At 27.7% G+C, this 23,708-nt stretch carries 17 protein-coding genes and 1 other annotated feature; of the genes, 2 read left to right on the top strand and 15 right to left on the bottom strand.

All coding sequences use genetic code 11. The features are described 5' to 3' along the window. Positions 1-2: 2 nt before the first annotated feature. From RDX53_RS05895 to RDX53_RS05835, 13 genes are all read right to left on the bottom strand, one after another. Positions 3-1,355: a zinc ribbon domain-containing protein gene (locus RDX53_RS05895; RefSeq protein ID WP_195929698.1), complete on the bottom strand. Its 1,353-nt coding sequence runs from the start codon at positions 1,353-1,355 to the stop codon at positions 3-5. 167 nt (positions 1,356-1,522) lie between these two features. Then, positions 1,523-2,401, bottom strand: coding sequence for an MBL fold metallo-hydrolase (locus tag RDX53_RS05890; protein WP_195929697.1), 879 nt, complete (start codon positions 2,399-2,401; stop codon positions 1,523-1,525). A 142-nt stretch (positions 2,402-2,543) separates the two neighbouring features. After that, positions 2,544-3,752 carry an ATP-grasp domain-containing protein gene (locus RDX53_RS05885; protein ID WP_307993841.1) on the bottom strand — a complete coding sequence of 403 codons (1,209 nt, stop codon included), beginning with the start codon at positions 3,750-3,752 and terminating at the stop codon, positions 2,544-2,546. Between the two features lie 54 nt (positions 3,753-3,806). Then, entirely contained in the window at positions 3,807-4,547 is a 741-nt protein-coding gene (locus RDX53_RS05880; protein WP_295677599.1) for an esterase family protein, read from the bottom strand. A gap of 205 nt (positions 4,548-4,752) precedes the next feature. Further along, positions 4,753-6,150 (bottom strand): asparagine--tRNA ligase, encoded by a 1,398-nt coding sequence (gene asnS / locus RDX53_RS05875; protein WP_295677600.1) that lies wholly within the window; start codon positions 6,148-6,150, stop codon positions 4,753-4,755. 170 nt (positions 6,151-6,320) lie between these two features. Then, positions 6,321-6,560: a binding site (T-box leader), on the bottom strand. A gap of 277 nt (positions 6,561-6,837) precedes the next feature. Then, positions 6,838-8,271, bottom strand: coding sequence for a sodium:solute symporter family protein (locus RDX53_RS05870; protein WP_307993840.1), 1,434 nt, complete (start codon positions 8,269-8,271; stop codon positions 6,838-6,840). Positions 8,272-8,411: 140 nt separating this feature from the next. Further along, positions 8,412-9,680: a nickel-dependent lactate racemase gene (larA, locus tag RDX53_RS05865; protein WP_307993839.1), complete on the bottom strand. Its 1,269-nt coding sequence runs from the start codon at positions 9,678-9,680 to the stop codon at positions 8,412-8,414. A 632-nt stretch (positions 9,681-10,312) separates the two neighbouring features. Beyond that, a complete protein-coding gene (locus RDX53_RS05860; RefSeq protein ID WP_022072257.1) occupies positions 10,313-10,537 on the bottom strand; it encodes a DUF3787 domain-containing protein in 225 nt (74 codons plus the stop codon). Between the two features lie 122 nt (positions 10,538-10,659). Further along, positions 10,660-12,345, bottom strand: a complete 1,686-nt coding sequence (cspC, locus tag RDX53_RS05855) for a bile acid germinant receptor pseudoprotease CspC (protein ID WP_295571844.1) — start codon at positions 12,343-12,345, stop codon at positions 10,660-10,662. A 44-nt stretch (positions 12,346-12,389) separates the two neighbouring features. Further along, positions 12,390-15,728: a bifunctional germination protease/germinant receptor pseudoprotease CspBA gene (gene cspBA, locus RDX53_RS05850; RefSeq protein WP_307993838.1), complete on the bottom strand. Its 3,339-nt coding sequence runs from the start codon at positions 15,726-15,728 to the stop codon at positions 12,390-12,392. A 13-nt stretch (positions 15,729-15,741) separates the two neighbouring features. Further along, entirely contained in the window at positions 15,742-15,948 is a 207-nt protein-coding gene (locus tag RDX53_RS05845; RefSeq protein WP_007287707.1) for a hypothetical protein, read from the bottom strand. A gap of 109 nt (positions 15,949-16,057) precedes the next feature. Beyond that, complete coding sequence (locus RDX53_RS05840) at positions 16,058-17,170, bottom strand: HAMP domain-containing sensor histidine kinase (protein WP_307993837.1); 1,113 nt, start codon at positions 17,168-17,170, stop codon at positions 16,058-16,060. Positions 17,171-17,365: 195 nt separating this feature from the next. Beyond that, a complete protein-coding gene (locus tag RDX53_RS05835) occupies positions 17,366-18,685 on the bottom strand; it encodes a hypothetical protein (RefSeq protein ID WP_307993836.1) in 1,320 nt (439 codons plus the stop codon). Between the two features lie 311 nt (positions 18,686-18,996). Between RDX53_RS05835 and RDX53_RS05830 the strand changes: the two genes are divergently transcribed. After that, on the top strand, positions 18,997-20,055 hold the full coding sequence (locus tag RDX53_RS05830; RefSeq protein WP_195930234.1) for a PTS transporter subunit IIC: 1,059 nt from the start codon (positions 18,997-18,999) through the stop codon (positions 20,053-20,055). Between the two features lie 104 nt (positions 20,056-20,159). Here the strand turns inward: RDX53_RS05830 and RDX53_RS05825 are convergent, their stop codons facing one another. Both RDX53_RS05825 and RDX53_RS05820 read right to left on the bottom strand, forming a co-directional pair. Beyond that, the gene (locus tag RDX53_RS05825; RefSeq protein WP_307993835.1) at positions 20,160-21,206 is read right to left on the bottom strand and encodes a DUF6398 domain-containing protein; all 1,047 of its coding nucleotides are present in this window, start codon (positions 21,204-21,206) and stop codon (positions 20,160-20,162) included. 279 nt (positions 21,207-21,485) lie between these two features. Continuing rightward, complete coding sequence (locus RDX53_RS05820) at positions 21,486-21,791, bottom strand: hypothetical protein (RefSeq protein ID WP_195930236.1); 306 nt, start codon at positions 21,789-21,791, stop codon at positions 21,486-21,488. 198 nt (positions 21,792-21,989) lie between these two features. On the opposite strand from RDX53_RS05820, the gene RDX53_RS05815 reads away from it, so the two are divergent. Beyond that, the gene (locus RDX53_RS05815; RefSeq protein WP_307993834.1) at positions 21,990-23,549 is read left to right on the top strand and encodes a nitrite/sulfite reductase; all 1,560 of its coding nucleotides are present in this window, start codon (positions 21,990-21,992) and stop codon (positions 23,547-23,549) included. Positions 23,550-23,708: the final 159 nt, after the last annotated feature.

The following is a 23,708-nucleotide window of genomic DNA, read 5'->3' as shown; positions in this document are numbered from 1 at the left end:
TATTAATCCCAATTATTTAATTTAAATCCTATAAAAGTTACTATAAAACTGTAAATAAAACTTATTATAAGTGTAAAAATTATGCTCATATTCATTTGTACATTATATCCCAATAATGAGCCTCCATTTACATTTACACAAGTAAATACAGCTAATACTCCCATTAAGATTGCATAAAATCCACTAAATATTAATGTAGTCTTTTTAGCGTGAGTTTTATATTTGTTGTTTAGCTTTATTCCTGATATCAATAATATTAAAGCTGATAGAGCAATAAATGCTATTAAACATAATTTAAAATCTATACTTAAGGAAGTTGAAAATATATTTGTTAAGAATAAATTTTGATTTCCTATAGTTACAGGATTTAAATTTGCAAATCCCCAAATATATGCTGCCAATTGGCTAATTACTACGAATATATTTATATTTGAGATAGAACCTGAAATACCAAATTCATATACATAACTTAAACCTATAAAATATCCTAAAACTAAAAGTACAAATACTATAAAATATCCTAAAAATACTGTATTTACTACTTGTTTAAATATTCCTAAATACATGTTGTTTTGTATATATTCTTTTTTTGTTCCAATATATAAAATTGATAAAAATCCTAATAAAATACCTCTAACTAAAACACTTAAAAAACTAACTCCATATACTAAACTGTATCCCGAAGATAGATATCCTCCGCCTATAGATAAGCTATTTCTAGACACAAGAGCTAATACTGTAAGTATTATTCCATATATCACTCCTACTCCTATAGCTTGTCTAGCTAATGTTAATTCATCAGTATTTTTTTGTTTCATAAATATATTATAAGAAGCAACCATACATATTACTGGCAATACTAAAAGCGCTAATGAGCAAATTTGAAATGCAAAATTATAATAATTACCATAGTTCATCATACTATTTGCATTAGTAAGTATATTTAAATTTCCACCATTTATTAATAAAAGTAAATCAAAAGTACTTATGTAAGAAACATAATTTCCTAATGACACCCTTAAAATTAATTTTAATACTATACTTATAGCAAATAGTATTAACGTTGCAAATCCCGCCACCTTAAAACTATCTTTTAGACTTATGTTTGATAATATATTTGATATACTAAAATCATAAGTTCTCTTGCTAATATCTTCTAATAAAGTTCCACATTCCTTGCAATAAATACTGTTTAAATTATTTTTTGTTTTACAATTTGGACAATATAATTTACTTTTTCTTCTAAGAACGAATTTTTTGTTGTTCATTTTTTTATATGCATGTCCATCTTCTTTTGAATAATTTCTAAATTTATCCGCAAATTGTAGTGTATCGTCTGAACCTCTAACTTGCATATTAATTCCTCCATTACTATTAATTTATATCTATTTATTATGTAGTTAATTATATCAATCAAATCTTAAATTACGCTTAAATTTGACAAATATTTTTAAACTAAATAATATCTAATTTTCTTAGAATTTAAAAATGCTAGAATAAAATATCTAGCACTTTTATGTATTTAGCTCTTTGTCTTCCAATATAATTTAGATTCTTTAAACTCTATTTCTAACTTTTCATTATCGTATAAGTATGATAAATAAGATTTTAGTGTATTCCCTATTAAAACATATTGGTTTAGATCCATTTTTAAATCATAATGTATAAATAACTTTTGTAAAATATCTTCAAATATCAATTCTTCTTCACATATCCTTAATATAGTTTCTATTATTTCATGTACTTTGTCTCTGTTGATTTTAACTAGTGGTTTTATATCTTCACAAATCGGCGCATGTGATGGTATAAATAAATTTCCTTCTAAATTTTCTACAAAATCTAGTGTCTTTAAAAACTCATCTACATTGTAGATAAATGATATGTGATATTTTTTTATAATATTTTCTCCAAAAACACAATCTGCTAAAAAGTATACATTGTCAGAAGTTTTTATTCCTATCATATCAAAGAAGTGTCCACCTAGTTTTATGTACTCAAGCCCCTCTGGCAAATTCTCTATAGTGTCAGTCGGATTGCTTTCTTTTGCCATTAAAAATTTATTTCTAAGACTTTTTATAGGATAACCACCATATAAAAATGAAGGTTCTAAAATTGGATATTTAATAAATAAATTTTCGATTTCTGTTGAAATTATTTTACAATCAGTTCTCTTTTGTAAAAATTCATTTCCTCCTATATGGTCGGCGTTTGAATGTGTACTTATTATATATTTTAGATTGAAATTATTTTCTTTTAAAATTTTATTTATTTTTCTTCCTGCCTCTTTATCATTTCCACTATCAATTAAACAAATATCTGATTCATTTAATTTGTATATACCTATATTTGTGGGGCTATCTATATAATATGTTCTTTCTCCTACTTTATTTAAATTATACATTTTTATTACCTCCTAAATATAATATCGACTTACTTAAAGTATTTCATAACAAGAATTAAAATAGTATTAAAAAAATAAAAAATAACCACATATTAGTCTTTATTTACCTAAGATGTGGTTATTTTTAAATATTATCAAAGATCTATATCCAATTTCCATCTCCATTTCGTTTTAATATAAATCCTATCATTTCTATAAGTTCTTTTTCTTTTTCTGTTCTAAATATAAATACATGATTTCCCATTGCTGCTGCTAGAGCTTCTGGTACTTCAGTATATATTTTTATTTTATCTTTATATTTATTTTTAATCTCTTCATATGAATGTGTATAGTCTATTCCATTTCTTCTACTAGCATATCCAACTACATATTTTCTATTTACATCTACAAATATCTTATCGTAAATCAATACATCTGACCATAAGGCATATGTATCTACATCATAAGCGTAATTTATCATATCTGGTATATATGCCCCCGGCGCTCTCATATTTACTTCTAGACCAACAAGATCTCCTTTTTTACCAAGACCTTCTTTGTCTTCTTCTAATCTAAAAAATTCAAAATGAAAATATCTACTTCTTGTATCAAATGCTTTTACGACTTTTTTGCCTATAAATTCAATATCTTTTCCTTCAAAAGGTTGAAAATAAAATGCAGTATCAGAACATGTATTTACAGTATCCATAATAGAATGTAACATAACATGACTTGCTGAAATCAAAACATTTTTATTTGAATCTGTAATTCCGTCAAATGTCTCGACATGGCCATTTATAAACTCTTCCATTATATATGTAGTATTGTTATCTTTAGTAGCAAAGAAATATGATAACTCATCGTCATTTTCAAGTTTATATGTACTAGATGCTCCCACACCATTATCAGGTTTTACTACTACTGGATATCCAACTTCTCTTGTGAAGTTTATAGCCTTTTCATAAGTTGATATTAATATATATCTAGCTACAGGTATATTGCATGATTTATATACATCTTTCATTTTTGATTTATACTTCATAGGCGCCATATCATCTATCTTAGTCCCACTATTTACATCAAATATTTTTCTCAGAGTTGCCTCTGTTTCTAGCCAATATTCATTTTGAGATTCAATCCAATCTAATTTTCCATATTTTTGATTAAAAAATCTGCACGCTTCTTCTACCTCATAAAAATTCTCAAGACTTCCAACTTTATAGTATTCTGTAACTGAGTCTATCGTATGTTGTGGCAAAGATTCATATGGTGCATCACCTATCCCCAATACATTAACACCTCTTATTTTTAAATTTTTACAAAAGTTATAATAATAAAGCGGAAAATTTGGTGAAATAAAAACAACATTCATTTATAATGCCTCCTCAATTTTTACAATAAATTTCAATATCTAAATGTCTTATAATTAATCCAATATATTTCTTATAAAGTATGAAAACTGTATTTGCCACCAATTCCAATCATGGTTTACATCATGTCCCCATATATCTATCCATGCTGGTATATTTTTATATTGTAATAATTCCTTCATTCTATATATACTTCTCAGCATTTCATCTTCCCATGCCCCTTGGCCACAGCATAATATTATTTTACACTTTCTATACATCTCTACATATGGATGGTTGTAACTCATTCCTTGTAAAAATTTTATAGGTGAATTTGCATATACTAAATCATCACAATAACCACCAAAGAATATATTTGAATCAAAATATCCGCTAAGCGATATTACTCCTCCAAATACATCAGGTCTTCTAAACATAAAATTAACTGCATGTGTTCCCCCCATAGAACAGCCAGTTGTTATTATTTTTTTCCCACTTTTATTTATTTGATGTATTCTTGAAACAAGCTCATTTACTATATAATTAAACCACGCCTCTTGTCTACATATTCTAAATCTTGGGTCCCCATTTTCATTAGACCAACTCTCACTGTCTATACTATCACAGCAAAATAGTTGTATCTTTCCACTATCGATTAAATCCCTTACATTTTCCAACATACCGAAGTTTTCAAAGTCAAAAAATCTACCATTTTGCGCTGGAAATACTAGCACAGGTAGTCCTGCATAACCATATACATTAAACTCCATATTTCTATTTAAATTACTACTGTATTCTTTATAATAATTTTTTACCATAAATCTACCCCTTATCTAAATTCAATTACATGCTTATTTATAATGATAGCATAATATTTGAGTTATTTTAATAAAGCTTAAAGTATACATAAATTTTTTTATAAAAATTTTTTATAACACGTAAGAAATTAATTATTATGTTGAAAAAAAAGACTATGTTGTCATTTTTATTTCAACATAGTCTTTTATATATTTTATTTAATTTCTAGAACTCAGCGTTTTTAGGAGTTCTTGGGAATGGTATTACGTCTCTTATGTTAGATATACCTGTTAAGTACATTATTATTCTTTCAAATCCAAGACCGAATCCTGAATGTGTAGCTGTACCGTATTTTCTAAGTTCTAAATACCACCAGTAATCTTCTTCGTTTAGACCACATTCATGTATTCTATCAAGTAATACATCGTATCTTTCTTCTCTTTGAGAACCACCGATTATTTCTCCAACTCCTGGAACTAATAAGTCCATAGCTCTAACTGTTTTTCCATCTTCATTCATTCTCATGTAGAATGCTTTTATTTCTTTTGGATAATCAGTTACGAATACTGGAGCGTTGAATATTTGTTCTGTTATATATCTTTCGTGTTCAGTTTGTAAATCGCATCCCCACTCAACTGGATATTCGAATTTTTGTCCTGACTCTAATAATAATTCTATAGCTTTAGTATAAGTTATTTTTGTAAATTCAGAGTTTACTATGTTGTTTAATCTTTCAAGTAATCCTTTATCTACGAAGCTGTTGAAGAATTCCATTTCTTCTGGGCATTGTTCAAGTACATAGTTGATTATGTATTTGATCATATCTTCAGCAAGTTCCATATTATCTTCTAAATCAGCAAATGCTATTTCAGGTTCTATCATCCAGAATTCAGAAGCATGTCTACCTGTGTATGAGTTTTCAGCTCTGAAAGTTGGTCCGAATGTATATACATTTCTGAATGCTAATGCCATTATTTCCCCATTTAATTGTCCACTAACTGTTAAGTTAGCTTCTTTTCCGAAGAAGTCTTGTGAATAGTCTATTTTACCATCTTCAGTTTTTGGTACATTGTTTAAGTCTAAAGTTGTTATTTTGAACATTTCTCCAGCACCTTCACAGTCACTTCCTGTTATGATTGGAGAGTGAGCATATACGAAGTTTCTGTCTTGGAAGAACTTGTGTATAGCGTATGCTGCAACACTTCTAACTCTAAAAGCTGCAGAGAACAGGTTACTTCTAGGTCTTAAGTGAGCTATTGTTCTTAAGTATTCAACTGTATGTCTTTTCTTTTGTAGTGGGTATGAATTATCTGATTCACCTTCTACAACTATTTTTGTAGCTTGTATTTCAACTGGTTGTTTTGCATTTTGAGTAGCTACTAATGTACCTTCTATTAATAGAGAAGTACTTATTGGTAATTTACCAACTTCTTTGAAGTTTTCTAATTTTTCATCGATAACGATTTGCATGTTTTTGAAGAAACTACCATCGTTTAATTCTATAAACCCAAAGTTTTTAGACATTCTAGATGTTCTTATCCATCCAGCAACTTTAACTTTCTTATCTATGTATTCATCTTTATTTCTATAAAGTTGTTTAATTTCTATGAATTCCTTTTGCATAGAATACCTCCTAATTATATCGTCTGTTTTTTAAATTTTTTAAATATATTATAATTATAACTTAAATTTACTTATTTATACTATTTCTAACAATCTATTCTAAATTAAAAATATTTAAATTCGTAAATTTAAAATATAAAAATTTGCAATAAAAAAAGCCTTTCATCCATCTATAGGACGAAAGACTGTACTTCCGCGGTACCACCTAATTTAACTAAAAAGTTCACCTCTTTAATGTACTAATATACATCACCAATTATAACGGTTTGGCTCCGACTAAGTCTACTCTCTTTGTGATTTCGGTTAGTAGCTCCAGGATGTTCTTCATTATAGACCTTGTGCTGGACTTCCACCATAACCAGCTCGCTCTAACTCAGTTTTATAACTACTCTTCCCTTCATAGCTTTTTTAATAATATTTTAAATCTCATTAACATTACTTTAACTCATTAAATAATTTTTGTCAATAAATAATTTTAATTACATTTTTATATTTTAATATAAAAAACAAAAATTCATCGCGGGCGACTTCGTCCGTTGCTTAAAATTCACTGCGTTCATTCGCGGGCGGCTTCGTCCATTGCTTAGGATTCACATGTTTATAGCGCAGGCAATATAAAATCACTCCAAATATTTTATATATTCAGAATGATGTTAATCATTGTTTTTATTAATTATTATCTATTTATTAATTATTAGCTACTTTTTGTTTATTTAAACTTTCATTATTTTCGACTTTATTTTTATCAAATATACTAACTACTACAAATGTAACTCCAGTAGTTAATAACATTAAATAACCTACATCTGAGAAAACATTTTGGATTCCCGGTACAAATAACCACGCTCCAGCAGATAATACTGATACTAATATAGTAAAGAACCCTGCATTTTTTCCAGCAAATTTAGAAAAACATAATCCTCCTAATACAACAATTGATGTTCCTATTGCCATAGATAAACAAACCTTCATAGCATTTAATATTGAGCCTAATTGAGAAGATAATATATAAGTTAATAGACCTACTACAAGTATTATAGCTTTGTTTATTATAAATGCTTTATCTTTGTATTTTTTACCCATACTAGTTTTAAAGAATATATCTTGACTAACTGTTGTTGAGCAACCTATTAGCATACTACAAGCAGTAGACATATCTGCTGCCCATAAAGCTGATAAAGTAAGACCTGCAATTACTGGTGGCAATGATAATATTATCATTGGTAGTGCTAATGTCGCATCTACACCTGGGATTAATGCTTTTGAAGATATACCAAGCATCGCACATAAGAAACCTATTGGTATCATCATTAAAGCACCTAATCTAAATCCATTTACTGCAGATTTGTCGTCTTTTGATGTAAGACCTATTTGTATAACACCTTGAATTGAGTTTGTATTACCACACATAACTATCATCCAAGCTATTATTGCTGGAATTCCCATACCATCTGTGAAACTTAAGTATGGAACATCAGTTGAAGTACTTGCCATTTGCATTGCTGCATCCCAACCACCTTGGTTGAAAAATACCATAATTGAAGCTATTATAATTCCGAAATAAATTAATGATATATTTATAATATTACTCAAACTAACTGAACCCATTCCTCCAACAAATGCTACTAACATGAATATTAAAAAACTGAAAAATGTTCCTGTAGCTATATTAAATGTATCTGGAAGCAAACTAGCTAATATTGATCCACCTGCAATATATTGAAGTGCTATTATTGTACATTGAATTAAAATCATAGCTATTGTCATCATTACCCCAGTTTTTTTATCAAATAAATCTTGTACAAGTCCAGTCACTGTATTATGTCCGCTATTTCTGAAACGTTTAACAACTAAGAAACTCGCTACTATAGCACCAAATGCCCAAGCTACGTTATACCATCCAGCTGATAATCCTGAAACGAATGCATTTTGAGCTATACCTATGGTTGATGCTCCACCGATTGCTAATCCTGCAATTGTAACTGCTGTAATCCAAGTACCATTTTTACCTTTGTATAATAAGAAATTTTCCCCATCTTTCTTTTCTTTCTTTGACATAAATATTCCTAAACCTAGTAAGAATGCTACGTATAATATTACTATTATTAATGGCGTATTCATAATATAATCCCCTTTCCTTTATAGATAAATTTATAATATTAAAATTTAAAATTTCCACTTTTATAATCTTTTAATTCTAGATAATCTATTTTCTTTATATTTTTATTTCTATCCCTTAAATTTAATTATTCTCTATTTTTTTATTTTTGAAGAAGTGGAACTACACTACCTCCATAAGGCAATATACATACATCTTTTCCTTCAAAATCAACTTTTTCTAATAATTCATCTATGTTTTTATAAGAATCTATATTTAAATCTTTTACAAAGTTTGGATCGATTTCACTCAACATAAGCATATCTGATTTTGCAATAGCTTCACATAATGCATAGAATATATATCCTCCAATTGTGAAGTTTGCTCTTAATTCTTCATCAAGTACTCCCCTTTTTAGCGGATCTATCCAACTGAAGAAATCCGGTGCACCTCCTCCTTCTCTACATTCTGCTAAAAATATAACTGTACCACCTTTTTTAACTGCTCTTGCTGCATTAAATATACTCTTTGTAGATTGGTATAGATTTATATCTTTTGGATATCCACCACAACTTGCAATAACAATATCTGCTTCCTTTTCTATTTTTACACCGTAGCAATCATCTACATATTTACAACTTGCAAGCCATGCATCGTGGAAATTTCCACAGAATAATTTGCTATGTTTTGATTTTGTATTTACGACTATATTAATCCCAAACGCTACATCGACTAATTCTGCAGCTTGATTCATATCTTCATTTACTGGGTTGTTTTCTAAAAGTCTACTCGCTACTCTTGGGTCAGTTTTCTTTTCTGTTTTTGATAGACATCTTATGTGGTTTTGTTTTATAGTTTCTCTTCCTGCAACTCCAGGAATAACGCTCTTTCTTCCACCACCAAATCCAGCCATTATATGGTGAACTGTTCCTGTTATCATTATTACTTTTCTTCCAACTACTAGAGGATTTACATATACTTCTGTGCCTATTTGTGTTTTGCCGACATAAACTAAATCATCTGCATCGCAATCGTGGTTTACAACTTTAACTTTGTCATAAACTTTTTTAGAAGCTAATTGGCAAAGTTCTTCTTCTGTTTGCATTCTGTGAGTGCCTATAGCTACAACTATTACGATATCATCATAAGATATTCCGATTTCTTCCACTAAATAGTCTACTAGTTGTTCACATATTAAATCTTGACGTTGCCAAAATCTAGTTAAGTCACTTATAACTATTGTTACTTTGTCCCCTTTTGAAATTACTTCTCTTAAAGGTTTTGAATTTATCATATTAGTAGTTACACCTTTAATAAATTCTGACTTAAGATCTGTAATTTCATCCATTGGATTTTCATTTAATACTTTTACTGACTTAGCTTTCGAAAGGTCTATATCAACCTTTGAGTCACCATACTTTAATTCTAACATCTTGTCTCCCCCTTACTGTCTTTAACCAAATAGTAAATTTAAAACAAATATTTATATCTATACTGATTTAATTCTAAATACACTATTACCCTTTAAAATTTTTAATAATTCCTATTTTTCTAAATAATATAGATAAAAAAAGAGAACCCCTCTCAGAGTTCTCTTAAATATCATAATTTAATATTATTTGGCCAGTTTAAAATTTATTAAATTTAAATGCAAGTCAAATATGAACTCCCTAGAAAAGATTTACTTTTTATATTTTTGCAATAAAAATAGCCAGCGCTAAAATAAAAGCCCCAGAATATGAAATATAAATAGCTATATAATTTTGTAAATTCTCTTCTCATTCCTTTCATATTATTTTCCTCCATTTAAAAATATTTTATACTGTTAATTGTAATTCATTTCCATAAATTGTCAACTTATAGTTTTATTTTTATATAAAATTTTATTATAAATAATAAATCTTTATTCTAAATCCCCTTAAAGTTGTAGATTTTTTTGAAATGCATTAACGTAAATTATATTTATCCAAAATATAAAGCTGATTATAATTTCCTATACATTATAAAATTTAGAGGTTACTTCAAAACAATTTTGAAGTAACCTCTAAAAAAATTCTTTATATTTTATAATTTACTTCCATTATCTACCCAATCTTTTGCTTCTTCTGTCATTTCTTCAGATGGAGCAGTTACATTTGTTTCTGGGTAAATATAACCAGGGTCAGTCCATGCAGCTGTATAGTTATTTTCTACAGGTACACTTGAATATAACCTTGCATTCCTTTTTCCACTTAATTGTCTACTTATACCGTGATGTTTTTCATGTTCATCATATCCTTTTTTATGCACAATTACACCTCCCAATTCTTTTTCAATTATTTTATCCAAAAATTAATTATCAATTCATAGAATCGAAAGCTGTAAAATTGTGTCTTAAAATAACATATTTTCACAGTAAAAATTATATTCATTTATAAATTTTCAGATATACGTTGCAAAGTATTTTGATAATTTAAAATCCCATATCCATATGATGTATTTGGATATGTATATATAGGTTTTTGTGTAGCTCCTAGCATCAAATATGTTTTTATAGGTTCACTATATATAGATAATCTATAAAATTCAGTTTGATTTATTATAAATTCAATTAACAATGCTATAACACCACATACTACTGAGCTACTTACTCCCGTTCCTGTAGCTGTATTAAAAGTATTATCTAAATAATTGGATATTATATCCACTCCTGGTGCAACCATATCTAATGTTTCAGCAGGTCCTTTTGATGAACCAATCCATATAATATTTGATTTTGTATTATATGTTCCAACAGTTATAACTTCTCTCAGTAATCCATATCTCGTTATTGTTGAATTAGAATCACTATCTATAAATCTAGTGTTGTCAGAGATTAAATTTTTATTCGGAAGATATGCATTAAACTCCCCATTTATAACATTTTGGCCAGTTATTCTAAGTGTCCATATTCCCGAATATACATTTTTTAAATTTATAGATACTTGCATAGAACCTGTTGAAATCCAAGGATAACTATAGGAAATACTATATGTTACATTTTCTAGATTAAATTTTCCTGCGTATAAGGAAAAATTTGGCGCATAACTTATAGTTGGACTAATCTCACCAAAAGGAGAAATTAATGCTATTTCAAACTTATCTACTTTGTATCCGTCTATTATTATATTTAAATTTTTATCGTCTCCAACTTGAAAATCGATATCTACAGATTCTCCATTTGATATATTTCCCGAATAATGTATATCTGTATTACCTTGATTTCCAGCGCCACTCACTAATATAAATCCTGATTGATATAGTTCTTCAAATGTATTTAATAAAGCTTGTGATATATCTCTTCCAGATGTTGTTCCGACTGTAAAATTTAATATTATAGGTCGATTTATCTCTTTAAATTTTTTGATTATATAGGATATAGCTACTAAAAAATCTGTATTTTGATAATTTATTCTACCTTCCTTGAATAGCGAAATATAACTTCGTAATTTCACTACAATTAACTCAGCTTTTGGTGCAATTCCTTTATAATTTATATTATTTTTACCTTGTGAAACAGCTATACTAGCCGTCACAGTTCCCGTTCCAATTTCATCTCTACTTAAATCACCATTATTATTTGATATAGCTTCATTTATTTCATCTCTAGTAAATTCACTACCAAATAACATACCTTCTGGAGGAGATTTATAATTACTTTCCTGGTCCCATAAATATAAAATTTTGCTACTTCCATCTTCATTTAAAAAATCTTGATTTAAATAGTCTATTCCTGAATCTATAATCGCAATTACAGTTCCTCTTCCTTCCAAACTATTGTACAAATTATTTCCCATATATGCCATATCTGTAGCTTGTCGCACAGGAACACCTTGCAATAAATTATTTGTTATATTTATTAGAGAACTCATCGCATATGATCTTTCCCACCATACTATCTGATTTATATTATTAAAAATATTTTCGTTAAAATTAGATTCCACATATAAAACCATTAACAAATCATTTAAAAAAATATACTGTGTTAAATTATTTTCTTGAAGTGATTGTATTAACCTTTCTTTTTTTCCAGTAAAAATTATATTATACGACCTTATTTCACTATTTAATATTGGCATTTTTACTCTCCTTATTAATTATTTTTGATTTTTTTATATTTAATTTATCTAAATTCTTCAAAAATTTTTCTAGCATTTAAAAGACCATATCCATAAATGAAATTAGGGTATTGTATATTATCTTCTCTATCTGCCCCTAATTGGAAAAATGAATATATACTTTGTGTGAATCCTTGACGTTTATATTGATTATTTTGTGTTACATATTGTAAAAATAATGCTGCTACTCCAGATGTAACGGCGGCGGCGGCTGATGTTCCTGTAATATTTCCATATCTATTATGTGGATAAGCTGAAATTATATTTACACCAGGTGCTACTATATTTGGCTTTTGGATATTTCGTATATTTGGACCCCTAGAAGATGGTGGCCACATAGAATTATTTATCATATCATAAGCCCCAACTGTAAATATATTTCTATCTACAGTTGGAAAATTTACTGTATAAAAAGGATCTGGTTCTAAAAACCTTGTATTTTGATTTATTAAACTTCTATTTGGAAGATATACATTGTAACACCCACTATTAATATAAACACCTGTTAAATTTATTTTCCAAATTCCAGGCGATGCATTATATAAATTTATAGTTATAAATTCTTGACCTGAGTATGATGTTGGGAATACATAAAAAACTGCATAGGTAGTATTTTCAAAATTAAAAATACCACTCTCATTTGTATAATAACCTAGACCTACATCTTTACTTTCTTCTCCTGTAGGTGAGATAATTTTTATATTAACTCTATCTGGACGACAAATCCATAATTCTATCCTTAAAAACTCCTCTTCTTCCTCAATTTCAATTTCAACAGTTTGAGTTTCACCTTTAGATGAAATTTTTCCACTTGCATGTGTCTGTGTATTTCCCTCATTTCCTATACCCGCAATTTCACATTCCCTATATTGATACCATATTGTAGATTGTGTTGCTCTATTTATAAATCCTACATCACTATTAGTACCAACAGATGTGTTTATTATTAATGGTCTTTCCAATTCTCTAGCTTTTTTTCTAGCATAATCTCTTGCTACGTAGTAATATGCATTATTATATTTTCCATCTATTGTTCCAAGTTTTATTACTATAAGCTCACTATCTTTTGCGACACCTTCATAAAGGGAATTACTTACTCCAAGACCAGCACAAATACCACTTAATAAAGTTCCACTTCCAACTTCATCAGTAGATAATGTACTGTCATTTTCACTAATAGCTCTATTTATATCATCTCTTGTATATTCTGTTCCAAAATAAAATCCTTCGGGAGAATTTCCTTCTTTTGTTTGATCCCATAAATAAAGTATTTTACTAGTTCCATCTGCATTTATAAAATCTGGATGTAGATAATCTATCCCTGTATCTGCAATAGCTATTATGACATTTCTACCAGTAAGATTTAAATTTGGATTATTTTTTATATAATTTATATTTTCATCTTCATTTATGGCAAATCCCCCTGATGTCCCCGAAGATACTTGTGATAATAAACTCATTTCTGATAAGCTTTCAACAATTACAACTTCTTCAATCTTAGAAAACTCTCCTGAAAGTATTATTTCAGTATCTGTTTCTGAAAATATACCACTATTTTCACTTAATCGTCTAAAATTACTTTCCAATTCAGATATTTTTAAACTATTAAAAAATCCTTCTGGATTATTAAAATATACAAAAGCAGAATTTACATATGAATTATTTTGTCTTTTAAAATTTAATCTATTTTTTTTTATGAAATTATTAATATACTCTAATCTCTTATATTGTTGTTTTGTTTTTACAGATAAGTCATTATCACTTCTATTAAAATAAATTGAAGACATATCTAAAAAACCATATCCATTTGAATCAGATGGATATGTTCCATTTCTACTTCGTCGTGCATTTTGAAGTAATAATGCCTTTAGTTTTTGTGAATACAAATATAAGTCATTTTTCTGAGTTATTCCCCATTCCATCAATAACGCACAACATCCCGTTACATGAGGAGTTGCCATACTAGTTCCTGTAAGCGCCCCTGTCGTTCCACCAACTAAATAAGAAACTATATTTTCACCAGGTGCTAATAAATCTGGCTTAAAAATACCTTGCATTGTATCTCCTCTTCCAGAAAATGCTGATACTACATCTGTTCTAGAATTATAACTTCCAACTGTTATAACTCTACTTGCCGTTCCTGGCACTGTTACTGTTAAAATATTACTTGGAGATAAAAATCTGGTATCTGGATTTAAACCTTCTGATGTAGGCAAATATAAATCTATTATTCCATCTACGATATTTATTGGTGAAAATTGAATCTTCCAGATTCCAGGTGTGATTTGATTATCAGAACTAAGTCTAATTGTTATTCTTCTTTGAAGTGAATAAGGCATTATTTCATAAAATCTACCTAAAATTGTTGTTCCCCTTATATTATTGGAAATTTCATTATTATTAGCTGAAAGTTCTTGAGTTCTATTATTTGATGAATCTATTAAAGTTATTGTAAATTGATCTACAAAATTAGGCCAAATATTTATATTAAGTACTGTTTCTGATTGACCAACGACAAATTCAACTATCTGCTCATTAGAATTTTTAATATCCACTCTTTTATGTCCACCCTTATTTCCATTATTGCCGGCCGCAACTACCATATTATTTTTCCAATATAAGCACATATCATCTATGTATTGTTCAAATAATGATAATCCTGTATGGGAACCTTCATTTGTTCCATAACTCATATTAATAGCTATTGGTTTACCTAGTTCTAAAGCTTTTTCCAATATAAATTTAATTGCTCTCATAAATTCAGTACTTCTTGAGTAAATATCTGTTTGTCTATTGCCAACTCTAACAATTATAAATTCAGCATTGTTAGCAATTTGTGCACATATAGAACCTACATGTGTCCCATGCATTGCAGTTATTGATACAGGAATATCTTTATTTCCATTTATAGCTTCATTTATATCAGAGTTTGTATATAAAGTTCCTTCTTTAAAACCCTCTGGCGGATTATTTCCAATAGATTGATCCCAATAAAAAAGTATTTTGGAATTTCCCAAGACATCTCTAAATACTGGTAGTGTATAATCTATTCCAGAATCTATAAGACCAATCAAAGTGCCTCTTCCGCTTAAACCTGTTCTATTTTTAAAAGATGTTATTCCAGATGTTGAAAAACTCTGTTCATCTTGTGTTTCAAGTATAAATGGCCTTTCTATATATTCTATCTCTGTATAATCTAAAAGTTGATCAAATAAATTTGGATCAGTTGATATTATAATGGCAAAATTGTCGTTTAATATTTCAACACTTATATTAAGTTCATTTTCTAATCTCAAAATATCTCCATTGTATTTTGCAATTATCTCATATTCTATCTCAATCACCTCCAATCTAGAATTATTTATTATCTTCTATTTTTTTACCTAATCTAGACATCATATTCTTAGAATAATTAGAAATATTCTTAGGTATGCATTCATAAGTAGCTAGCATACTGTATATCTCTAAAGCTCTTTTATAATCTTTTTTGCCAGTATATGCTTTATATGCCTCTTCTGCAAGCATTACACTTATTTCATTAATTCTCTCTGCTCTCTTTTTCACAAAACTACCCCTATCTAATCTTTTTGTTAATATTATTCGAAAAAAAAGCAGATTATACCTAATCTAGGTAATAATCTGTTTTGTTGTTTATATATTAAATATTTAAAATTTAATGTAAATCTGAAAAAGCTACTCTTATATTTTGTATTCTTTCATCTTTTGTCAATTCATATTCATCTTGCGTTTCGTCTTTACTTGTTAATATATTTGCTATTTTTACGGTAAATTCACTCCCTTGTCCTAGTTTACTTTTTACAGATACAGAGCCATTGTGTAATTTGGCAAAAGTCTTTACTAAAGAAAGTCCAACTCCTGTGCCTTGTTTGACAATGCTTCTCTTATCATTGACTCTTTCAAATATTTTGAATATTCTCTTTGCATTTTCTTTAGATATTCCTATGCCATTATCCTTAACCTTTATATATACAAAGTCTTTATCATGACTTAATGAAACAAGTACTATACCATCTTTTTTCTTTCTAAATTTTAGAGAGTTAGAAATAAGATTTAGTACTATTTTTTCAATCTTTTCCGAATCAAATCCCACCACTAATTCTTCAATATCTGTGTCAAATATAATATTCATCTCATTTATATTTACAAAATCTCTTACAGACTCACATATATCCTCTACAAAATAAACAATGTCCTGGTTAGTAGGATTAAATGTTTCATATCCTAATTCTATTTTTGATTTTGATGATAAATCATTTACTATCTTCATAATTCTAAATGAATTTCTTTTAACTAATTCTACATGCTGTAAAATATCTTTTGGGTATATATTTTTCTCAGCTTTCTTTTCTATAAGTTGCATAGTAGCCAATATCATATTTAAAGGATTTTTTATTTCATGTGATATAAAACACATAACTTCTCCCTTATCCCAATTATAATAATTCCTTATATTTGTTATGTCAGTTGATGACTTTTCATTTATATTTTTAGAGTTACACTCTATCTTACAAAACCAAACACTAAATTTACATTCATCTATTTTTTCTATTTGTAAATCATAGAAGTTTTGCTCTATTTTTATTTGTCTAGAGTTAGAATTTACTATACAGTCAGTTATAATCTCTTCTATAATGTAAGAAGCTGATTCTGTTATAACTGATTTATATGCTACATTTGATTCCGTTATAATCGCATGATTATTTTGTAATTCAACTATTACCAATGGTGTCGGACTTTTTAATAATATATTTTTATAATTACACACAACCTAAATCCCCCTATTAGTTATAATGTCCTACATAATCCCCCTGTATGAAATATTTATATTTTGAAACAGACTAGTTTTATATAAGTTTACTTATTCATTCTGATTATAACACAAAAAAAGTATTTTTTATGTTTTTTACAAAATATGTTAATTATATTTTGCTATTATATTTTTTATTATAATAATTAAAATTTAATTTGAATCATTATCTGAATCAGTCTTCTCTGAATCATCGCTATTTTCACTGTTTTCTACTTTATAAATTTTACTTTTTTGTGAGACTTGATTTTTATTACGTGCAACTACATATATATCATAGTCAAATTCTTTCGATTTTTTAGAATCAAGTGTAATTTTTTCGTTTATTTTGCCATCTCGTTTTGTAATATTGTCTTTATCTATAGTTTTTACTAATTCATAGTCACTATTTTCTAATTTATTATCTTTTATATATACTTCATATGTTTGTGCATCATTCATTTCATCCCATTCTAAATTTAGTACCAAATCATCTTCCATAAAATAATAACTTAAATAAAATCCTTCGACAGCCTTATCTTCTATGCTAATTTCTTTTACTGTGATATATACATATTTTTTAACTTTATTTTCACCACTTCCACATGATACTACTAGTTTTTCTACGCCTTCTCTAAGACCTACAATTTGACCATTGCTATCTAATTTTATTTTTCTCTGTACTGGTAGCTTATTTTCTGCAAACGCATATTTTACTTTTGGTGTTTTTAAATTTTGAGGCTCTGTTGTAACAGATGCTTGTATAGTTGTTGTTTCTCCAATATCTAGACTTATGTTTTTCTTAACACTTATACTTTTTAATTTTGCAACTATATTATATTTAAATGATTCTTCTTTAAAATCTGCTCTTGCTGTAATTGTTGCATTTCCAACACCTACAGCATAAATTTTATTATCATCTACTTTTAATACATCTTCATTAGAACTTTTATATTCAACTTTGTATTCTTCGTTGAATCTATCAAAGTCTACTTCTACATAGTCCTTTATACTTGCCATATCACCTACATATTTTAAATCTCCATCTATTTCTGCATTTAAGTTGACAACTTTAGGATTTACTACTAATATGTTAAATCGCTTTAATATTTTATTATTTTGAACTATTGCGATAGATGTAAGTCCTTCTTTTTTCCCTGTTATTTTGACAGTATTTTTAATATTTTTAGAGTTGTCTCTTATTTCTACTTTATTATCTTCGTCTAGACTTTTAAATTCAACTACTGGATCTTTTGCATATGATGGAAATTTCACATAATCACCAGCTGAAAATACAACTCCTTTATTCAATTTGATAACATACTTATCTATATCTTTTATGTACTTCCCTTTTACTGCATTTACCTCAATTCCTTTTATTTGTGGTTCAAATATTCCAAGCTTAAAAAAATAATATTGTGAAATAAATAGAAGGGGAATAAGTAATATGATTATTATTATTTTTTTGTTTCTATTTAATTTTATGTTTTTCATATAATCACTCCCTCATCAAATTAATTAACTAATAATTATTTCTTATATATATTTTTATTTATATTCAAATATATTCAAAATCAATAGTGCAAATACCTTTATTTTACTCAATAGTTTAAATTATACTTATTAAATTATTGGCAAAATTTATTTATTTTAAACATACTATAATTTGTTTTAACAATTCTTTTAAATATGTTGTAAACTTCACTGTAATTTCATTTGTAATGTCAGCTAAAAAATACTATAATTTACCTAGGATTATTTTTAGAAATATATTACCTAAATGGTATAGAAAGGAATTATTTTAAATGGAACAAATAAGACAAACTAAACAAAGAAGGAGTTTTTTAGAATTTGCAAAAGACAAAAATATTGAAATATCAGTTCAAAGATACTTAATAGATGCGCTTAGTTTTATGGCCTCTGGTTTATTTGCATCTTTATTAATAGGCACAATATTTAATACTCTAGGTCAAAATCTTCATATATCATTATTTACTGATGTTATTAACCCTCTTGCAAAACAAGTTACAGGACCTGCTATAGCTGTAGCAATTGCATATGGGCTTCAAGCACCACCACTAGTAATGTTTTCTTGTGCATTGGTCGGAGCTTGTGGTAATGAGTTAGGTGGACCTGTAGGTGCATTTGTTGCAACTATTTTTGCCTGCGAATTTGGTAAATTAGTTTCAAAAGAAACAAAAATAGATATATTAGTTACACCTGCTGTAACTATATTAATAGGTGTGTTAATTGCTGAAGCCGTTGGACCTGCTGTTTCTGCATTTATGACGGGATTTGGTAATGTTATAATGAGTGCTACTGAAATGCAACCTCTTTTAATGGGCGTGATTGTCGCAGTATTAGTAGGTATAGCTCTAACACTTCCAATAAGTAGTGCTGCTATATGTATGATGCTTGGACTTAGTGGACTTGCTGGAGGTGCCGCTACTGTCGGTTGCTGTTGCCAAATGGTTGGATTTGCTGTTATGAGTTATAGAGAAAATGGAGTCGGTGGTTTATTTGCTCAAGGCTTGGGGACATCTATGTTACAAATGTCTAATATAATAAAAAACTGGAAAATATGGATTCCTCCAACATTAGCCTCAGCAATTTTAGGTCCTCTATCAACTATGGTATTTAAAATGGAAAATATCGCAATTGGTTCTGGTATGGGTACATGTGGTTTAGTAGGACAATTTGGTACAATAACTGCAATGACTGAATCAGGAAATACATCAAGTATGATGTGGGTTGGAATATTACTTCTTCACTTTATTCTTCCTGCTATTGTAACATTAATAATATCAGAATTTATGAGAGCTAAAAATTGGATTAAACCTGGCGATTTAAAACTAGATATATAAATATTTTTTATAGAATAAAAAAAGAAATTATACTTATCTATAGTTGAAATAAATATAATTTCTCAATATATTCAAACCAAAAAAGGCTATTTAATAGCCTTTTTTTATTTTACTACTGCATTAACTAACCATTTTAATGCGCCTTTAGTACTTTTCCATAACGCGAAGTTTTCATTGTAGTAGTAAGTAGCTTCTGTATATAACACAGGATCTATTACTGAACCAGACATTCTTAAAGCAGCTGTCCATTGCATTAGGAATAATCCTATGTATTTATTTTTTTCTACTCCGTCTTTTATTGCAGATTTAGCAAAGTATAAGTTTCCATTTTTAAAGTAGTATAATGCTTTGAAGTAATCCCATTGAGCTGAGTCTTCATTTTTGAATCTTGCGAATAAGTCATTTACTGCTTTTCTATCATTTTTTGCTATTAATAAGTTTATTAATTTGTATCTGTTTCCTTGAGTATCATTTTCGTCCATTTTTAATAATAACTCGAACATTTCTCTAGCTTCTTTGTGATTTTTGTTGTTCATTAATAAAGTAGCTAAATCTTGAGCTGCTATCATGTATGGTCTAGCAGACTCGTTATTCCAGTAGTTAGTTGTATTTTCTCTATCAACTATCATTTCTTCTGCAACAGCCATAGCTTGTCTTAAATAGTCTAATCTATCTTCAAATGGTAAATCTTCGTGAGCAAGTCCCATTAAAGCTTTGTATTTTGCAGATTTAGTTTCATCTTCTGTTAATTCTTTTGTAGCTTCAACTTTTACTTCTTCAGCTTGTACAACTTCTACTGTGTTTTCAGCAGTTACTGCTGCTTCAGCTACTACAGTTTCTTCACCTTCAAATAAAACTCTTAATGCATCTGATTTACTTTTTATTGTTTTTGAACTAACACCAGTTTTTTCAGAGAAAGCTTTTTTTGTGATATACATAGGATGTGATCTTTTAAACATTTCAGCATCTTCTAATACCATGTTTAATATAGCCGCTACCCATATATCACATCTAGATGAAGTTAATAGTTCTCCGTCTTTTTGCTCTATTTTTGCTAGAAGATCTAAACTCATATCTTTGTATTGTTCGTTTAGATTTTCTTTGCAATATTCTACTATTGCATTTCTAATTTCATTTATTCTGTCTTTCATCAATATCCTCCCGAATCAAATTTTTAACCTCTATTATTATATCATTTTCTTAAAAAGTCTTCATTTAAATAGTATAAAATATATATTTTACCTAAAATTAAATTTAAGTCTAAATTCCTAAGGTTATAAACTTATGTTTATTTTCAACATACTTTATATAATTTATCATATATTGTATACCTATGTCAAAGTTTAACTGTATACTGTTAAAATATAATTTTAAAAAGTGTTTTTTGATTCAGAATATTATTTATTTATATACAAAATCTTCATCAATTATTAACAATTTTTCGTATAATCTGACATGTAAATAATTGATTTTAAAAAAGCTCCCCTTGCAACACATTCCGTAAGTCTTAAAAAGATTATATTAGCTTCGTCTTCTTTTATCTCTTCTAGTACTATTTCTTGTTTTTCATCATAATATATTGTTTTAAAAAAATCCTTTGTATCTATTGCAATTTTAATAATTTTATTCAAATCTTTATTAATTAACACCTTATTCTTTTTATGCATTATTATATTATTTTCAATTTCATCTAACATACTATCCAATTTATTTATTATAGATTCATATACCTCCATTATATTCCTCCAATTTATTATATTTTTACTTATGACATACATAATTAAATACTACATATTTTAATTGTAATACAAAAGTAAGTTTACTAACAATTTTTCTTTTATTTTCAATATAGTTTTTATAAAATCTCTATATTAGGATAAAACTCACTTTATTGGAGATACTATTAATCAGATTTTAAAATAGGCGGTGTACTTATGAATAATTTCAAAAAAACTCTATTAAATGAAATTCCCGAATTTAGAGATTATACATTAAATTATTTAAATGGAAATATATCTACAATGCAATATAAAGAATTTGCAGCAGGCTATGGAGTTTACTCTGAATTAAACAAAAAATTATTTTTAATTAGACTAAGAATTTCGTGTGGGATTATGTCTAGATCGCAACTTCATACAATTTATCAAATCGCTAATAAAAACAATTTAAAATCTATACATATAACTACTAGACAGTCAATTCAATTTCAAGACTTAGACATGGATACTACCGTCAATATAATGAAACAATTAATAGAAAATGACATCTATTCTAAAGGTAGCGGAGGTAATTTTCCTAGAAACGTCGGTCTTTCTCCCCTATCTGGAGTAAATATTAAAGAGAGCTTTGATGTTACTCCATATGCTCTAGCTACTGATAAATATTTTTTAAATAAAATAAATACTTATAATCTTCCTCGAAAATTTAAAGTTTATTATTCAAATTCACAAAATGACTATGCATATGCTATTACTCAAGATATGGGATTTATAGCTACTCTAAAAGAAAATAAGCCTTATTTTGAAGTATATGTTGGAGGTTCATTGGGAAAAGAACCTAAAGTAGGGTTAAAACTTCCACATCTAATAAATCCTAGCGATGCATTATTTTATATCGAAGGCATGATTGAATTTTTTAAATCAGAAGGAGATTATAAAAATAAACATAAATCAAAAATAAGTTATATGATTGATAAATTAGGAAAAGATGAATTTTTAAAAAGACTGTACTTATACATCGATAAACAAAGGCAAAATATAAATTTAAAAATAAATTCAACTCCTATCGATTATAATAAACAAGGAATAGATATCAAATGTGATAATCCTAGATTATTTAAACAAAAACAACAAGGATTATATTCAGTCTATATCCATCCATTAGGAGGTATATACAAATTAAAAGACTTAAAATGTTTATTAAAAGAACTAGATAAAATTAAAAATCCTATTATTCGTTTAGGAATGAACCAAGAAATATATATATTAAATTTAGATGGGCAAGAGGCTAAAAAAATATTAGATACTACAGAATGTATAAACGGCTGTACAGCATTAGAAAACAGCATATGTTGTATCGGTACACCTATTTGTAAAATGGGTATTTGCAATAGTCAAAAATTACTGTCTGATATTATTACTTATTTTAAAATAAATAGCAAAGATAGAGAAAATTTAAAAGTTATGCCACAACTATATATATCTTCTTGTAAAAACGTATGTGGATTCCAACAAATCGGATGTATTACTTTAGTCGGAACAATGAAAAGCATCAATAAAGTTAATGTAGATTGTTTTGAAATGAATATAAATAAACTTTTAAATGATAATAAATCCATCCAAATAAAATCATTAGGATGTTTCAAAAGCTTTGATATTTCACCTATGCTATATGAAATAAGTGAAAAATTAATAGAAAATAATATTGATTTTATTAATTTCGTAAATAATCATAAAAAAGAATTTTCTAAAATAATTAATAAATACAAAATATAAATTCTTATAAAACTTTCTATATATTATAAAAAATTTGCTTCGCTCATGGCGCCAACGACTTCGTTCCGTTGCTTAAAATTCGCTTCGCTCATAGCGCCAACGACTTCGTTCCGTTGCTTAAAATTCGCTTCGCTCATATCGCCAATGAATCGGAGATTC

It is taken from the genome of uncultured Intestinibacter sp. (assembly GCF_902468165.1).
In the GTDB taxonomy this organism is placed as follows: domain Bacteria; phylum Bacillota; class Clostridia; order Peptostreptococcales; family Peptostreptococcaceae; genus Intestinibacter.
Note: the sequence above shows the minus strand (reverse complement) of the source record. Positions and strands in the feature narration are given on the sequence as shown.

Bases quoted from the DNA above. Each gene is read 5' to 3' on its own strand.
- larA (WP_307993839.1), bottom strand. From the start codon at position 9,680: ATGTTAGAATTAAAGTATGGTGACTCAAAGGTTGATATAGACCTTTCG.
- RDX53_RS05835 (WP_307993836.1), bottom strand. From the start codon at position 18,685: ATGAAAAACATAAAATTAAATAGAAACAAAAAAATAATAATAATCATA.
- asnS (WP_295677600.1), bottom strand. From the start codon at position 6,150: ATGCAAAAGGAATTCATAGAAATTAAACAACTTTATAGAAATAAAGAT.
- RDX53_RS05870 (WP_307993840.1), bottom strand. From the start codon at position 8,271: ATGAATACGCCATTAATAATAGTAATATTATACGTAGCATTCTTACTA.
- RDX53_RS05830 (WP_195930234.1), top strand. From the start codon at position 18,997: ATGGAACAAATAAGACAAACTAAACAAAGAAGGAGTTTTTTAGAATTT.
- cspC (WP_295571844.1), bottom strand. From the start codon at position 12,345: ATGCCAATATTAAATAGTGAAATAAGGTCGTATAATATAATTTTTACT.
- RDX53_RS05820 (WP_195930236.1), bottom strand. From the start codon at position 21,791: ATGGAGGTATATGAATCTATAATAAATAAATTGGATAGTATGTTAGAT.
- RDX53_RS05880 (WP_295677599.1), bottom strand. From the start codon at position 4,547: ATGGTAAAAAATTATTATAAAGAATACAGTAGTAATTTAAATAGAAAT.
- RDX53_RS05890 (WP_195929697.1), bottom strand. From the start codon at position 2,401: ATGTATAATTTAAATAAAGTAGGAGAAAGAACATATTATATAGATAGC.
- RDX53_RS05825 (WP_307993835.1), bottom strand. From the start codon at position 21,206: ATGAAAGACAGAATAAATGAAATTAGAAATGCAATAGTAGAATATTGC.
- RDX53_RS05885 (WP_307993841.1), bottom strand. From the start codon at position 3,752: ATGAATGTTGTTTTTATTTCACCAAATTTTCCGCTTTATTATTATAAC.
- RDX53_RS05895 (WP_195929698.1), bottom strand. From the start codon at position 1,355: ATGCAAGTTAGAGGTTCAGACGATACACTACAATTTGCGGATAAATTT.
- RDX53_RS05815 (WP_307993834.1), top strand. From the start codon at position 21,990: ATGAATAATTTCAAAAAAACTCTATTAAATGAAATTCCCGAATTTAGA.